At 44.7% G+C, this 14,855-nt stretch carries 14 protein-coding genes; 4 read left to right on the top strand and 10 right to left on the bottom strand.

Features of this window, described 5'->3' with window-relative positions; translation table 11 throughout:
- Positions 1-20: 20 nt before the first annotated feature.
- Positions 21-656 (bottom strand): nuclear transport factor 2 family protein, encoded by a 636-nt coding sequence (locus PNIG_RS04700; protein ID WP_011327588.1) that lies wholly within the window; start codon positions 654-656, stop codon positions 21-23.
- A gap of 8 nt (positions 657-664) precedes the next feature.
- On the bottom strand, positions 665-1,408 hold the full coding sequence (locus PNIG_RS04695) for an SDR family NAD(P)-dependent oxidoreductase (protein ID WP_089367914.1): 744 nt from the start codon (positions 1,406-1,408) through the stop codon (positions 665-667).
- A gap of 270 nt (positions 1,409-1,678) precedes the next feature.
- Here PNIG_RS04695 and PNIG_RS04690 point away from each other — a divergent pair, with 270 nt between their 5' ends.
- From PNIG_RS04690 to PNIG_RS04680, 3 genes are all read left to right on the top strand, one after another.
- Positions 1,679-2,533 carry an alpha/beta fold hydrolase gene (locus tag PNIG_RS04690; RefSeq protein WP_089367913.1) on the top strand — a complete coding sequence of 285 codons (855 nt, stop codon included), beginning with the start codon at positions 1,679-1,681 and terminating at the stop codon, positions 2,531-2,533.
- A gap of 42 nt (positions 2,534-2,575) precedes the next feature.
- Positions 2,576-4,696: an oxidoreductase gene (locus PNIG_RS04685; protein WP_089367912.1), complete on the top strand. Its 2,121-nt coding sequence runs from the start codon at positions 2,576-2,578 to the stop codon at positions 4,694-4,696.
- 153 nt (positions 4,697-4,849) lie between these two features.
- A complete protein-coding gene (locus PNIG_RS04680) occupies positions 4,850-5,638 on the top strand; it encodes an SDR family NAD(P)-dependent oxidoreductase (protein ID WP_011327584.1) in 789 nt (262 codons plus the stop codon).
- A 102-nt stretch (positions 5,639-5,740) separates the two neighbouring features.
- On the opposite strand, the gene PNIG_RS04675 is transcribed toward PNIG_RS04680, so the two are convergent.
- The 8 genes from PNIG_RS04675 to PNIG_RS04640 are packed head-to-tail and all read right to left on the bottom strand — an operon-like array spanning position 5,741 to position 13,787.
- Entirely contained in the window at positions 5,741-6,853 is a 1,113-nt protein-coding gene (locus PNIG_RS04675; RefSeq protein ID WP_011327583.1) for an acyl-CoA dehydrogenase family protein, read from the bottom strand.
- On the bottom strand, positions 6,853-8,052 hold the full coding sequence (locus PNIG_RS04670) for an acyl-CoA dehydrogenase family protein (protein ID WP_089367911.1): 1,200 nt from the start codon (positions 8,050-8,052) through the stop codon (positions 6,853-6,855). Before PNIG_RS04670 ends, PNIG_RS04675 begins: the two co-directional genes overlap by 1 nt.
- Before the next feature lie 14 nt (positions 8,053-8,066).
- Positions 8,067-9,236: an acyl-CoA dehydrogenase family protein gene (locus PNIG_RS04665; RefSeq protein WP_011327581.1), complete on the bottom strand. Its 1,170-nt coding sequence runs from the start codon at positions 9,234-9,236 to the stop codon at positions 8,067-8,069.
- Positions 9,237-9,245: 9 nt separating this feature from the next.
- A complete protein-coding gene (locus PNIG_RS04660; protein WP_089367910.1) occupies positions 9,246-10,421 on the bottom strand; it encodes a lipid-transfer protein in 1,176 nt (391 codons plus the stop codon).
- A gap of 17 nt (positions 10,422-10,438) precedes the next feature.
- Complete coding sequence (locus PNIG_RS04655) at positions 10,439-10,849, bottom strand: MaoC family dehydratase (protein ID WP_231617931.1); 411 nt, start codon at positions 10,847-10,849, stop codon at positions 10,439-10,441.
- Positions 10,830-11,963, bottom strand: a complete 1,134-nt coding sequence (locus PNIG_RS04650) for an acyl-CoA dehydrogenase family protein (protein ID WP_089367909.1) — start codon at positions 11,961-11,963, stop codon at positions 10,830-10,832. Before PNIG_RS04650 ends, PNIG_RS04655 begins: the two co-directional genes overlap by 20 nt.
- Complete coding sequence (locus PNIG_RS04645) at positions 11,963-12,949, bottom strand: OB-fold domain-containing protein (protein WP_041454365.1); 987 nt, start codon at positions 12,947-12,949, stop codon at positions 11,963-11,965. Before PNIG_RS04645 ends, PNIG_RS04650 begins: the two co-directional genes overlap by 1 nt.
- A gap of 55 nt (positions 12,950-13,004) precedes the next feature.
- The gene (locus tag PNIG_RS04640) at positions 13,005-13,787 is read right to left on the bottom strand and encodes an SDR family oxidoreductase (protein WP_011327576.1); all 783 of its coding nucleotides are present in this window, start codon (positions 13,785-13,787) and stop codon (positions 13,005-13,007) included.
- 161 nt (positions 13,788-13,948) lie between these two features.
- Here PNIG_RS04640 and PNIG_RS04635 point away from each other — a divergent pair, with 161 nt between their 5' ends.
- On the top strand, positions 13,949-14,734 hold the full coding sequence (locus PNIG_RS04635; protein ID WP_011327575.1) for an enoyl-CoA hydratase: 786 nt from the start codon (positions 13,949-13,951) through the stop codon (positions 14,732-14,734).
- The last annotated feature ends 121 nt before the right edge of the window (positions 14,735-14,855 follow it).

Below are 14,855 nucleotides of genomic sequence, written 5' to 3'. Positions count from 1 at the left end.
ATTATCTCCTTTGGTGTTAATCAACGAACGCGGATTTTAGGTGCTGGGGTATCACCCCGCATGGTGCGTAAAAACTGTTCAAGTGGCGCAGGAGTTGCCACTTCGGGTAACTCATCTGAATTAGGTCGATGCTGCCAAAACGACTGCCATGATGGGAATAAATCATGAAAGGTGCCGGTGTAAGGTTCGCGACCCGGCCAGCGCATTTTCATATCGCCAATTGGCGCTGAATTTATATCACTGGCGTACCAATAACATGGCAGACGACGGCGGAAGTACCACACCCCATCAATGCGTTGGTAGTCATCCCAATACAGCATTTGCATCAGTACCCATTCACGCCCGGTTTCATGCTCATTTTTAGAGTACACAACACCAATGGCGTTGTTCTCATCAACAAACTCAATAATGTGCTGCCCTAAATGATGCGATGTGCCGGTGAATTGATCGCGCAAGGTTGAGTCAACCCAGGCTTTTAAATGAGCTCGGCCGCTTTTTCCACCCCCGACACGTACATCGGGAGCAAATAAGCCTACATGTGCGTCAATGTCACGCATATCTAATGACAACGAGTATTTACCCGCGAGCTGACGAATTGACTCAATAGACTCTAAGCGGTCAATTCGTTGTTCAAGGCTTGAACTTAAGTCACTCATATTCACTCCTAAATAAAGGCCATGCCGCCATTTACTGCGATATTTTGGCCAGTAATAAAGCCAGAATCATCACACGCTAAAAAGCTCGCTACTTTGGCAATGTCTTCACCTTCGCCCATGCGCGCTAATGGAATAGCCGCGATCATTTGCTGCGTCCACTCCTCTGGAATATCAGCCATCATGGGTGTATTGGTTGGCCCTGGTACTATGGTATTTACCCGAACGCCTACTGGCGCTAGTTCGCGTGCCATACTACGCGTAAGCCCCATAACACCGGCTTTTGATGCACAATAATGACTTGGGCCTTCGCCGGTTAATGCCGCCGTGCTGGAAACATTAATAATGCAACCCGATCCTTGGGCTTGCATAACTTTCGCCGCCTCACGACAGCATAAAAAAGTACCGGTTAAGTTAACTGCAATCACTTTGTCCCAGTGCTCATCTGGGGTATCAACAAATGCATCAATAGAGCCCACACCAGCCACATTAATAATGGCATCGAGTCGGCCAAATTTTTCCACTACAGCGGCAATGGCATCACGTACTGAGTCGCTTTTTGCTATGTTGGCAGTAATAGCCACAATATTGCCGGCAACGTTTGCATTTAATTCATTAACGCTGGCATTTAATGTGTCGGCGTTAATATCTACCGCGGCGACATTAGCGCCTGCAGTAGCAAAATAACTTACTATTGATTGGCCTATGCCTTGCCCTGCACCTGTTACTAGCACAACTTGATCCTGATGTTTCATTTTTATCCCCTTGCTTTTCTCAAGCCAATTTGGCGTATATAGAGCAACATTTGCAGTCGCACCAATATTAATTTTCCAATTCATACTGGGATATGTAATAAAAACCAGCATCGTCCAATAAGACTAACCAACACAAACAAAACACTGGTCTAAATGGACGATGTTTTAAGCAAACGAGCAACGCAGTATTGAGTAGGAAAATTATATAAATAAGCAGAGGTGGTGAGCGTTCATTACCTTGTTAGCAAGGCAAAATTAGGAGTAAGAGTTTTGAATCAGCAAACAACTAATCCAGAGAAAGCACAGGATTTACCGTTACCACTGGGACACTTTGTTACCCTAGAAAACGGCCTTAAATTACATTATTTAGAGCAAGGCCAAGGCCCTATTGTTATTTGGCTTCATGGTAGTGGCCCAGGTGCCAGTGGTTTTAGTAACTTTAAAGGCAATTATCCTGAATTTGCTGATGCGGGCTATCGTAATATTGTGCTCGACTTACCTGGTTTTGGTCGCTCAGATAAACCCGATGACGTTAATTACGATTTAGCTTTTTTTGTCACAGCACTTAATGGTTTTATAAACGCCCTTGATTTACCTAAGGTGACTTTATTAGGCAATTCTTTAGGCGGTGCTATTGCGCTGGGGCAAGCTCTCGATTATCCCGATACGGTAGAGCGCCTAATTTTAATGGCTCCGGGTGGTGTTGAAGAGCGCGAAACGTATTTTCAAATGGAAGGTATAGTGCGTATGGTAGAAGTATACAGCCGTGGCCCTATGGGTGTTGATCAAATGCGCGAAGTAATGTCGTTACAACTTTTTGATTCAGCTGTACTTTCTGATGATATATTAGCAGAGCGCGCTGCAGTGGCAGTTACTCAACCGGCTAATTTATTTAGCACTATGATGGTGCCAAACATGACCGAACGCCTTGGCGAGCTTAACTGCCCAGTGCTTGGCTTTTGGGGCACTAACGATAAATTTAATCCACATCAAGGCATGCATAAAATTTTGGATAACGTACCAACAGCGCGCTTTATTATGCTTAATCGTTGTGGTCATTGGGTACAAGTAGAACATCAACGCCTGTTTAACAGCAGCTGTATTGATTTTTTACAACACGGCTAATACAGCACCTCAAAAAACATAAATAATAAGAGGTAATAATCTATGTCACATTATCAGCACTTGCTTAAACCAGGGAAAGTAGGCGGACTAACGCTGCGTAACCGCATTATGATGGCGCCAATGGGCTCTAATTATGCTGACCCTGATGGCCATTGTAGTGAGCGTATTCAAGCTTTTTATGAAGCCAGAGCAAAAGGCGGTGTGGGCCTTATTACTATGGGATCTATTGCTATTGCGTTTCCCGCAGGCACTGCCGAACCTTATCAGGTGGGTATTTCTAAAGATGAGTTTATTCCTGGATTAAAAGCACTTACCGAGCGGGTGCATAAGCATGGTGCAAAAATTGCGGTGCAATTACAGCATGCTGGTAAAACGGCAGTACGCGATTTAGCCGAAGGCCGCGAGCTTTGGGTTCCTTCACTGCCCCCTGCGCCACCACAAAGCGATATTATGCAAGCGGTAACACCAACAGAATTAAGTACCTTTGTTAGACCTCCAGCAGATAAACCCGTTACCATAAAAGTAATGGAAAAAGCCGATATTGTCCAAATGGTCGAATGGTTTGCCGCAGCGGCAAAACGTGCTCAGCAAGCGGGTTTTGATGCTATTGAGCTGCACAGCGCGCACTCGTATATTTTGGCTGGCTTTTTATCGAGCTATTATAATAAACGTGATGACGAATATGGCGGCAGTATTGAAAACCGCGCACGTTTACTACTCGAGGTAATAGCGGCAATACGCGAACGCGTAGGCCAAGATTTTCCATTGTGGGTACGCCTAGATGCGCACGAACTCAACACCCCTGGCGGTATTACCCTTGAGGACTGTATTGCAGTGAGCAAAATGGTTGAACAAGCGGGTGTAAATGCCGTTAGTATTTCTGCTTATGCCACCTTAACCACAGGCTCTGCATTTACCGCCGCGCCGCTAGTGCATAAACCAGCAGGCTTTTTAGATTGGGCTGCGGCAGTGAAGAAAGAAGTGTCTATACCGGTAATTGCCGTTGGCCGCTTAGAGCCCGATATTGCCGATGCTGCTATTGCCAGCGGTAAGTGTGATTTTATTGCAATGGGACGTAAATTATTAGCCGATCCCGAACTACCAAATAAACTCACCGCAGATCGTGAAGCCGACATTCGTCCCTGTATTTATTGCTATGTATGCGTAAGCCAAGTATTTATTAATCAGCGCGTTAAATGTGCGGTTAATGCCGCGACTGGTAAAGAATTTGAACTAAAAGTAATAATGACCGATAAGCCCAAACATATTGTGGTAATTGGTGGCGGGCCTGCTGGCATAGAAGCTGCTGTAACCGCCAGTGAACGAGGCCATAAAGTAACCTTGTTAGAGCGCAGTAAACGCTTAGGCGGCACATTATTTTTTGCAGCGCTGGCCTATCCCGAAAATGGCAAGTTACTCGACTACCATTTAAGGCAACTAGCCCAATCTAAGGTTACAGTAAAACTGAATACCACAGCGACTCCGAAATTAATTAGCACACTAAATGCCGATGAAGTATTTGTAGCAACCGGCGCCAGCCGTGGCATGCCCGATATACAGGGTTGTGAGTTAAGCCACGTTTGGTCTGGCGAACAACTTAGACAGTTACTTACCGGCGAAGTAAGTACTAACACTAGCAATAAGCTAACCGCGCTACAGCGCTTAATGTTAGGAGCGGGCAACACCCTGGGCTTAACAAAACACGTAGATAAATTACAACGCTTATCGCATTTATGGATGCCACTTGGCAAGCGCGTCACTATTGTTGGCGGTGGCTTAGTGGGCTTAGAGCTGGCCGAGTTTTTAGCTGAGCGTGGCCGCGAAGTGACCGTTATAGAAGCCGGACGTAACTTAGGCATCGAGCTGAGTATTGTTAGGCGCTGGCGGGTACTTGATCATGTTAGGCAATTAGGCGTTACTTTAATTACTCAGGCAGACGTTACCGCTATCGATACCTACGCTGTGCACTATAAAGTGGACGAGCAACCCCGCAGCTGCCTTGCCGATACCGTAGTAATGGCAACGGGTATTACCACTGATAATAGCTTAACAAACAGCTTAATTGCAGCTGGCCATACAGTAAAAGATATTGGTGATTGTAATGACGTTGCCTATATAGAGGGTGCAATTAGTGCCGGTTATAGAGCTGGCTTAAGCTGCTAATAGCGACTAATTACTAACTACTAACTACTAACACTTTTAACATAGGGGCACTCGCCCCTATTTTATTACCATAATTAAAGCTGCTGCCTTTTTATGGCTCAGCAAGAACCTCAGCAATAATACTTACAACTATTTTAAAGCGAGAAACTAACAATGAAAAACGCTACACATTTAACCAATAAAGTCGCCTTAGTTACCGGTGCCGCACGGGGTATCGGTAGAGCAATATGCCAAGCACTGGTTGACTCTGGAGCCACTGTTATAGCCACTGATATTTTAACTGAAGAGCTTAACCAAATGGCGCAAGAGCTTGGCGACAAGGTTACGCCAATGACACACGATGTAACCGATGAGCTACAATGGCAGTCGATCGTATCAGCAACTTTAGAAAAGCACCAAAAAATAGATATTTTAGTTAATAATGCGGGGATTTTACTGTTCGCAACGCTCGAAACCACAGAGCCGCAGCAGTTTCGTAAATTAATCGATATTAATATTACCGGCACCTTTTTAGGCTTACATAGCGTGATCCCCTGCATGAAAAAAGCCGGCAGTGGCGCTATTGTTAATATTTCATCAGCCTCGTCTATTTTACCTAACAATGGCACAGGTGCGTATGCTGCAAGTAAATATGCAGTAAGAGGGTTAACTCGCACCGCAGCGCTTGAGCTAGGCCCGTTTGGTATACGTGTAAATAGTGTGCATCCTGGTGCTGTAAATACCCCCATGACTAACCCACAGGGGCTAAGTAGCGAAGAGCTGAACCCACGCTATAAATTTATTCCACAGCAACGTGGTTGTCAGCCTGAAGAAGTAGCCAATATGGTTAACTTTTTAGTCTCGGATCAGGCATCTTACTGTAATGGCACCGAAATGGTGGTAGATGGCGGCCTAACGGCTGGTCAATATTATTATGGTGTACCTGGCGCGCCAGCACAGTAATAGCGACCTTCAACGCGCATTAAGGCTCTCAGCGCATGAAAAAAACCAGCCAGCAGTGAATAACTGTTGGCTGGTTTTTTTATGTTTAACTCAAGATGAGTTTTAAGGCGCTAAAGCTGCAAACCGCGCTTGATGGTAATCGGCATCACCAAGGCACATTTGTGCTACGCGAATGCGCTTTAGGTAAAGACCAATGTCTAGCTCATCAGTAACCCCAATGCCGCCATGCATTTGCACCGCTTCACCGCTGATTAAATCGGCTACTTTTGATAGTTTCCATTTAGCTAAACTAGCGCTTGAGGCTAAATTTGCGTCAGCCTTATCTGCATCCGAAAGTGCGGCTATAACACAAGATTGAGCTAATTCTAATTCTACATAACAGCGTGCCGCACGATGTTGTAATGCCTGAAAAGTACCAATTTTTACACCAAATTGTTCACGTACCTTTAAGTATTCTATAGTCATATCAAACAGCGCTTTAATAGCACCAAGCATTTCAGCACTTAAACATAAACGACCTAAATCGAGTGCTTGTTGCAGTGCTTTTAAGCTATTGCCAGCATCGCCTAATAAGGCTTCTGCGGGTAGTTTTAAGTCATTAAAAGTAAGCTCGGCGTAATTGCGTGCATCGATAAGGTTAAGGCGCTTAACCTTTACTTGCTCACTAAATGGCACAATAAACACACTACAGCCAGCGTTATGCTGCGCCGCAACTATCCAACCATCGGGGCTGACACCATCAATAACCATGGTTTTTTTACCATTTAACACAAAGCCATCTACCGCTGTTGTTGCCGTTGTTTGCATGCTGTCGGGATCGTGCCTTGCGTGTTCGTCAACCGCTAAGGCTAAGCGTTTTTCACCACTCATTATTGCTGTTAACCAGGTTTGCTGTTCTGCGTTGGCTAGTTGTTGTAATAATGAACCACACAGGGTTACCGACGATAACATTGGCGAAGCACTCAGGTGTTTACCCATAGCTTCAAATATTGCGCCCATTCCTTTATAACCAAAATCTAGGCCACCCAGCTCTTCGGGAAAAGTAATTGCTCCCCAACCTAGTTCCAGCATTTGTTGCCAAATTTTTTCATCAAAATTAACTGCGGTTGGCTTATCGCGTAATGCGCGCTGCGCTGCGACAGGGCTTTGCGCACTTAAAAACTCTTCGGCGGTATCTGCCAACATGCGATCGTCTTCGCTATATACCATACTCATCAGCTTACTCCTTTATTTTCAGGTAATTGCAATACACGCTTTGCTATCACGTTCAGCTGAACTTCTGAGGATCCGCCAGCTATGGTTTGCGAAAAACTATTTAGCCAAGCGCGAGTAATTGCTTGCTCTTGCTCGCTAAAGCTATCATCTTCCCAACCTAAACCTCGGTAACCCATTGCATCGAGTAATAATTCAAATTTAATTTTTTCTTGTTCGGTATGCACTAACTTCATAATCGACATTAAACCAAAACAGCTTTGCCCCGCTTGCATTTCTGCACCTAAGCGTTGCACCGTTAAGTTGTATGCCTGCTCTTCCATATTGGCTGCAACCGCCTTATTTAGAAGCGCGGCTTCACTAGCGCTGTGTGGCGCTGGCATGTAATCACTCATTAGTGACATTAAGTCAAAGTGCGTGGGTAATTGAAACTCACCAAACTTAGACATTGCGCTGCGTTCGTGTTGCAGCAATTCTTTAGCCAATTTCCAGCCGCCATTGAGCTCACCTATAAGATTTTCTTTGGGTACGACTACATTATCGAAAAACACTTCACAAAAAGAAGATTTACCGCTAATTAAATCAATAGGTTTGGCTTGCACACCTTGGCTGTGCATATCGAGGAGTAATAAGCTAATGCCTTGGTGTTTAGGGGCTTTAGCATCAGTGCGTACTAATGCGTACATCCAATCGGATTTGTCACCGTAAGAAGTCCAAATTTTACTACCATTAACTAAGTAATGATCGCCTTGATCAATGGCGCTGGTACGAATACTGGCCAAATCAGAGCCGGCGTTTGGCTCACTAAACCCTTGGCACCAACGTACTTCACCGCGAGTCATTGGTGTTAAAAACTGTTGTTTTTGCAGCTCAGTTCCGTGCTCTAACAGCACAGGACCTAACATCCAAATACCTAAATTAATTTGTGGCGGGCGACACTTTAAACGGCGCATTTCACTTTCTAATACGCTGTTTTGCTGCGCAGTTAAAGCACCACCACCGTACTGCGTTGGCCAACTAGGACAAAACCAATGTTTGTCGCGCATGCTATTAAACCACTGGCGTTGATCATCAAAAGTGAAGTTAACCTCACTCCCGCTCCAAATGAGCTCGCCATCAGGCGTTGGGGTGCGCAGCGACATAGGACAATTTGCCTCTAGCCAAGTACGAACCTGCTGGCGAAATTCAGTTAACTCACTCATGCTGTTATCTCCTGTTAGCGCACTGCACGTGGCATACCAATACCAAATTGGGCTATTAGTTCTCGTTGTAACTCATTAGCACCACCACCAAAGGTTAAGGTAACCGAGGCACGTACTTCGTATTCCAGCTCACCCATTAAAAATGACGCGGCAGAATCATCGCGAACCATGCCATTCATTCCCACAATATCAATCAGCTTACGCAGTATTTCAATTGAGCATTCTGAGCCATATACTTTAGTAATTGACGCCAGAGCAATATCCATATGGCCTTTTTCTAAATCGGCGGCGATGCGAAAGTTAATTAAACGCATGGCTTCTAACTTAGCGTAACACTCAGCTAACGCTGCGCGCACCCAAGGGTTATTAGCAGCAGACTTGCCTTGCTCATCTGCGGTATTAGCCCACAAATATACTCGACGAAATAAGCCAACCACTTTATCAGACCACGAACCTAAACCTAAACGTTCATGGTTAAGTTGCGAAGTAATTAAACGCCAACCGCCATTTAATTCACCCACCAGCATTTCTTGAGGTACTTTTACGTTGTCGTAATAAGTAGCCGCGGTTGGGTTTGAACACGTTGGAATAACTGTGCTGCTAAAGCCTTCACTTTGGGTATCTAAAATCATAATAGAAATCCCTTTGTGACGCGCCAGCTCTTGATCGGTTCGTGCAGCTAACCAAATATAGTCGGCCGACTCAGCGCCTGAGGTCCATAGCTTATTGCCATTAACAATAAAGTTGTCGCCCTCTAGGCTGGCTTTGGTTTTTAAAGTGGCTAGATCAGAGCCCGCATTTGGCTCTGAATAACCAATGGCAAAATGAATTTCACCATTAGCAATACCAGGCAAAAACTTTTCTTTTTGTAACTCAGTACCGTACTCCATTAACGCAGGACCTACTGTGCTAATAGTAACAAATGGTAGGGGCGCGCCTGCAATATTGGCTTCTTCAAAAAAGATTAGCTGCTCGGTGGCTTGATAACCTTGGCCGCCGTGCTCTTTTGGCCAACCAACAGCTAACCAGCCGTCTTTACCCATTTGACGTACAACCTTACGGAAGTCTTCGCCGCCTTCACTGCCTCTTAGCTTTTGACGCAGTTCGGGTGTCATTAATTGCGAAAAGTAATCACGTACTTCTAGGCGTAACGCCCGTTGTTCTGGTGTTAAATCAATGAACATTTTGCACTCCTACTCTGCGCCTAAAATTAAGCCGCTGGTGGGTACACCAGTGCCTGCTGTAACGAGTACATTTTCAACATTATCAACTTGGTTTACTGCTGTACCACGCACTTGTCGTACTGCTTCGGCCACGCCATTCATACCATGGATATAGGCTTCACCTAATTGTCCTCCGTGGGTATTAATAGGTAACTTACCACCACGTTGATGATGACCTGCGCGAATAAACTCTTTTGCTTTACCACGTTCCACAAACCCAAACTCTTCAAGTTGTGGTAATACAAATGGGGTAAAGTGATCGTAAATAATCGCAGTTTGAAAATCATCTGGCCCTAGGCCCGATTGTGCATAAAGCTCTTTTGCTACTATGCCCATTTCGGGTAAACCGGTAATGTCGTCGCGATAATACGAGGTCATACTTTGCTGACCTTCGGCAATACCTTGCGAACCGGCTTTAATTACTACAGGTTTATTTTTTAGCGTTTTTGCACGCTCAACACTGGTAATAATCATTGCCACCGCACCATCAGATTCTTGACAACAATCAAGTAAATGTAGCGGTTCACAAATCCACTTAGACGCTTGGTGATCGGCCAAAGTAATTGGTTTTTCGTAAAAGAATGCCGCAGGGTTAGTTGCTGCGAAGTCACGTGAGGCAACCGCAACAAGACCAAAATCTTCTGATGTAGCGCCATACTCATGCATATAACGCTGTGCAAACATACCCACCCAACTTGCAGGAGTATGAAAACCATGGGGCATGTAATAACCGTAATTCACATTTTCAAAAATAGGGGTTGATGAAAAGCCATAATCGCCAGTACCAAAACGATACCAAGAACGCTCGTTCATCGCCCGATATACCACTACGGTTTTAGCCACACCACTGGCCACAGCCATTGCCGCATGCACTATAGGTGCACACGCTGCGCCGCCGCCATGAGGTATTTGTGAAAAAAACTTAACTTCTTTACAGCCTAATAAACGCGCAATTTCGTACTCTGGTACTTTATCAACTGAATAACTACTAAAGCCATCCACTTCACTGGGATCAATTCCCGCATCTTTTAAAGCTGCTAATGTTGCCTCCATGGCTAAACGTAATTCAGTACGCCCTGAATTTTTAGAAAACTCTGTGGCACCCAGACCTACAATGGCAGCTTTACCACTAATTGACTCACTCATCTTGTCTCTCCTAAATTTTATGGCAATACCAATTGCACGGTACCTGTAACATGCATGCCGTATTTATTTTTGCCGGCTAAACCTACATCCACAGTGCGGGTTGTGGCATCGGTTGCGGTTACTTCGCCCATAAAGGTCATCACATCGCCTGGGTAATTAGGCATACCTAATTTAATATCAATATTTTTTAAGCGACTTTGTGGGCCGCTCCAGCCTTCTACATAGCTTTGCACTAAGCCATTAGTGGTTAAAATATTCATAAAAATATGTGGTGAGCCCAGCGCAATAGCGGCATCTTTATCGTGATGGCCTGGAAAAAAATCACGCGTTGCTAAAGCCCCATTAGAGATAAGTGCCACGGTAATTGGAATCGCTTTTTCAGGTAGCTTGTCACCTACGTTTATGTCGTTAAATTGCATTGTTTTCATCAAGGTCATATTTCCACCCCAGCTTATTATTTTCGGTTAAGGCATCGCCAAGTTTTGCCAATAATGCGGGACTCCCGCCCAAGTTTAGGCTAATAGCCCGGCTCCAATAGAGGTATCGGTAGATAACGTAACTAACATCTACACCAAAACCGCCATGCACATGTTGCGCTTTGTGACCAATAGAATGACCCGCTTCGCAGGCATGCCACGCTGTTGCTAACGCTTCGTGATCGCAGCCTAAGTTATTATCAAGGCGATAACACAACTGCCATACATTACTGCGTAATGCCTCAAGGGCAATTTTGGTATCGGCCATGGTCATTTGTACTGCTTGAAAGGTGCCTATAGCGCGACCAAACTGTTGGCGTTCACTAATATATTCAACGGTTTTTTTAATTTGCGCTTCACTAACACCTAACTGTAATGATGCCAAAGAGGCGAATATTCTTGGTACTAACCAGTCATTAGCTTTGCTATCGAGTAACGCTGCATTACTTACAAGCAGGTTATTTAGTTGTAAGTCTGCAACTTCTTCGCCTTGGGTCATCTGCCCTTTAACTAGGGTTAAACCTGGCGCTGTTGTTGCCACTAGTGCCCAGCGTGTTTGCTCATCAAGGGTTAGTGGTAGTAAAACAAAGTCAGCGAGTCCTGCAACTGCCACCGACTGCACTAAGCCATTAATACTTAAGCCGTCATTCGTTTTTTCTACGTTGAGCGTCGCTTCGCTGTGGGTATTTACTAAGTTAAATGCCAGCGTTAATAGGTTTGTGCCCTCAGCCGCAGCTTGTGCAACTGTTTGCAGCTGTGCACCCGCAAACTTTGCAATGGCAGTAGCCACCAGCTGATGACGCCACAAAGGAACTTGCCCTAACGCCCCGCCTTGCGCCTGTAATACTAAACTCAGTTCGGTCATACCTAAATCAATCCCGCCTATTGCTTCGGGAATAATTACCCCGTGCAGCCCGGTTTCTATACACGAGTTCCATAACTGCGTCATGGTGCCTTGGCCTGCTTCGTCATAGTCACGCAGAAAGTCATCGGTACAGGTATCGGTAAATAAGCTATTGGCCATTTCTGCAATGGCTGATTGCTCTTCGCTTAAATTAAAATCCATTACGACTCCTTAGTTGGAACAAGTCTAAATTGTGGCAAGGTCAGCTCACCATCAAATGTGTGATATTCGACTTGCACTTTTTGGCCAATTTTAGGAGCTACACCTTCTTCAACTCCGATTAAGCCTGCTGGAATACGTACGCCTTCTTCAAGCTCAATCAAACCAATAGGATTTGGGCTATCAAATGGGGCTACATGTGGGTAGTGCATTATCACAAATGAATACAGCTCACCCTTACCACTAGCTACTTGGTAATCAAGTTCAAACGAATGGCAATGCATGCACACAGGTGCTGGTGGGTGTTGTAATTTGTCGCAGCTTATACAATGTTGAATACGCAGCTCTTGCTCGCCAAATCCTTCCCAAAAGAAGCGATTATCGTCGCTGATCCCAGGCTTAGGACGCTTTCTAGCCGGTGCTTCTTTAGCGGGCGCTGTTTGCTCAGGCCTTTGCGCTGGTTTAAACTTAATGACTCTAAACATCATGTCGCCTACTTTTTCGTCGGCTTCACCATTGGTTTTTTCTGAGAAATAAGTCATTTTTAACGTAACAAAAAAGCCGGTGCCCAGTGCGGTGGTTTTTTCTTCACTGATGCTATCGAGTACTGTGGTGTAATAAAGCTTTTCACCCATAGTAATGTAGCGATCAAACGTTAGGTTAGAATTAACTGCCACGACCGCTGGGTAGCCATTTTTTTCAAGTATTTCGAGTACGCCATACGGGTTTTCGGTAGTTGAACCTGGTGCTAAAATTTTGTCACCAAAGCCCGCTAAACACCAACTTTGTAACATTGCTGGTGGTGCTACTAGTTGCCCATACTCGGTTGTTGCCGCGTAGTCTGCATCGGTGTAAAGTGGGTTTTCTACCCCCATAATTTCACACCACTGACGTACCATAGCTTCATTAACCTTGTCCCACGCATAGATACGACCATATTGTCGCCCTATCATCGCTTCTATTTCTGCAAACCATTCATATTTAGCCAATGTTCGTCTCCTGCATTTATCAAGATAAATTCTAAAAATTAAAATTATTAATTATTTAGTTAGTTTCGCTAGCACTAAGAAAAGCGGGCATTTCACCGCCGCCATTTAGCAGTAAATTACAGCCACTTGCATAACTTGCTTCTGCTGAAGCTAAAAACAAACAAGCGTTAGCAATATCATCTGGTTGCGCCATACGCCCTGCTGGAATTGTTGCGCTTACTGCGGCAATTCCGGCCTCATCACCGTAATGTAGGTGTGAGTTTTCGGTATGTACTAACCCTGGGCTTACCGCCACAACACGCACTTTAGGTGCCCACTCTACTGCAAGTGATTTTACTAAAGATAAAATACCCGCTTTAGCAGCGCCATAAGCCGCCGTACCTGGTGAAGCTCGCATGGCACTAATACTGCCTATAAAAATAATGCAGCCACTGTTATTTGCTTGCATTATTTCGTTTGCTTGCTGTGCTACGTTTAACGGTGCAATTAAATTAAGCTTAAGAATAGCCTCATGAAAACGAGGAGATGCTTTATCGGCCAAAGCAAATGGACTGCCGCCCGCATTATTAATGAGTACATCAAGCGTGCCATATTCTTTTACTATGGTGCTAAACATGGCTGCAGTACTATCAATATCTTTCACATCTGCTTGAATAAAGTGTGCCTGACGAGTTTTTCCATCAAGGATTACCTGTGGTAGCTGCTCTACTTGTTCACGACCACACACTACTACTTTAGCGCCTGCCGACAAGAAACCTTGTGCTATACCAAGGCCAATGCCTTTAGTACCGCCGGTTATGAGTACCACTTTATCTTTATAGTTTTTACTCGCATGCATAATTAAGCCTTGTCATAAAATAATTCCATAAAAACAGTGTACAGGCAGTATTAGATAACCAGCTTCGTCTAAATGGACGATGCTGTGTTTAGCGACAACAAGTGACAATAACAACATAGAAATTTTACTGTACGTTGCCTAGCAATGTTTTGGAGTATTGAATGACAGATACAAACGAGCCTAGCGTTTTACTAAGTTTCCCTGAGCCTGGCGTGGCCGAGTTAACGTTAAACCGACCCAGTGCCACCAATGCATTAAGCTTAGAGCTGCAAACATTACTATCTAAGTACTTTACTGAGCTGGCAAACAATAAAGACATTCGCTGTATTTTATTAACCGGTGGCGACAAAGTATTTGCTGCAGGCGGCGACATTACTAGCTTAATAGATGCAGACCCAATTGAGATTTACCAGCGCCATACAGAACGCCTATGGGCACCTATTGAGCAATGCCCAATTCCTGTAGTTGCTGCAGTAAATGGCTACGCGTATGGCGGTGGCTGTGAACTGGCCATGTTGGCCGACATTATTATTGCCGGTAAAGGCGCAAGTTTTTGTCAGCCCGAAATAGCCATTGGCATTATGCCAGGTATTGGTGGCACGCAGCGTTTAGTACGTGCAGTAGGTAAAGCTAAAGCAATGCAAATGGCGCTTACAGGTAAGCCTATTAGTGCTTACGATGCTTGGGTAGGCGGACTGGTAAGTGAGCTGTGCGAAGATGACGATGTATATAAACAGGCACTAGCAAATTGTCGTCGCATAGCACGTATGCCTCCGCTAGCGGCAGAGCAAATAAAAGAAGTTATTTTAGCAGGAATGGACGCTCCACTTGCCAGTGCTATGGCGCTGGAGCGCAAAGCAAATGCGTTATTATTTGCATCAAAAGATCAACGTGAAGGTATGGAGGCGTTTTTACAAAAACGCCATCCTGTATTTAGCGGAAAGTAAGGGTAATAGTCATTAATTTAAATTAATTAACACTCCCCTTTGTTAATTTTAGCCAGCATTTAGCTGGCTTTTTTTTGCCTACTTATTTTTACTTTAAGGTAAGGCAGGAATCGTTTGTAAT

This window comes from Pseudoalteromonas nigrifaciens (assembly GCF_002221505.1).
Lineage (GTDB): Bacteria > Pseudomonadota > Gammaproteobacteria > Enterobacterales > Alteromonadaceae > Pseudoalteromonas > Pseudoalteromonas nigrifaciens.
The sequence above is the reverse complement of the archived record's forward strand: the minus strand, read 5'-3'. Positions and strand labels throughout refer to the sequence as shown.

What these genes read in the sequence shown, in the direction of transcription:
- PNIG_RS04650 (WP_089367909.1), bottom strand. Translation starts at nt 11,963, where the DNA reads ATGGATTTTAATTTAAGCGAAGAGCAATCAGCCATTGCAGAAATGGCC.
- PNIG_RS04655 (WP_231617931.1), bottom strand. Translation starts at nt 10,849, where the DNA reads ATGAAAACAATGCAATTTAACGACATAAACGTAGGTGACAAGCTACCT.
- PNIG_RS04695 (WP_089367914.1), bottom strand. Translation starts at nt 1,408, where the DNA reads ATGAAACATCAGGATCAAGTTGTGCTAGTAACAGGTGCAGGGCAAGGC.
- PNIG_RS04640 (WP_011327576.1), bottom strand. Translation starts at nt 13,787, where the DNA reads ATGCATGCGAGTAAAAACTATAAAGATAAAGTGGTACTCATAACCGGC.
- PNIG_RS04635 (WP_011327575.1), top strand. Translation starts at nt 13,949, where the DNA reads ATGACAGATACAAACGAGCCTAGCGTTTTACTAAGTTTCCCTGAGCCT.
- PNIG_RS04700 (WP_011327588.1), bottom strand. Translation starts at nt 656, where the DNA reads ATGAGTGACTTAAGTTCAAGCCTTGAACAACGAATTGACCGCTTAGAG.
- PNIG_RS04665 (WP_011327581.1), bottom strand. Translation starts at nt 9,236, where the DNA reads ATGTTCATTGATTTAACACCAGAACAACGGGCGTTACGCCTAGAAGTA.
- PNIG_RS04660 (WP_089367910.1), bottom strand. Translation starts at nt 10,421, where the DNA reads ATGAGTGAGTCAATTAGTGGTAAAGCTGCCATTGTAGGTCTGGGTGCC.
- PNIG_RS04675 (WP_011327583.1), bottom strand. Translation starts at nt 6,853, where the DNA reads ATGAGTATGGTATATAGCGAAGACGATCGCATGTTGGCAGATACCGCC.
- PNIG_RS04680 (WP_011327584.1), top strand. Translation starts at nt 4,850, where the DNA reads ATGAAAAACGCTACACATTTAACCAATAAAGTCGCCTTAGTTACCGGT.
- PNIG_RS04685 (WP_089367912.1), top strand. Translation starts at nt 2,576, where the DNA reads ATGTCACATTATCAGCACTTGCTTAAACCAGGGAAAGTAGGCGGACTA.
- PNIG_RS04670 (WP_089367911.1), bottom strand. Translation starts at nt 8,052, where the DNA reads ATGAGTGAGTTAACTGAATTTCGCCAGCAGGTTCGTACTTGGCTAGAG.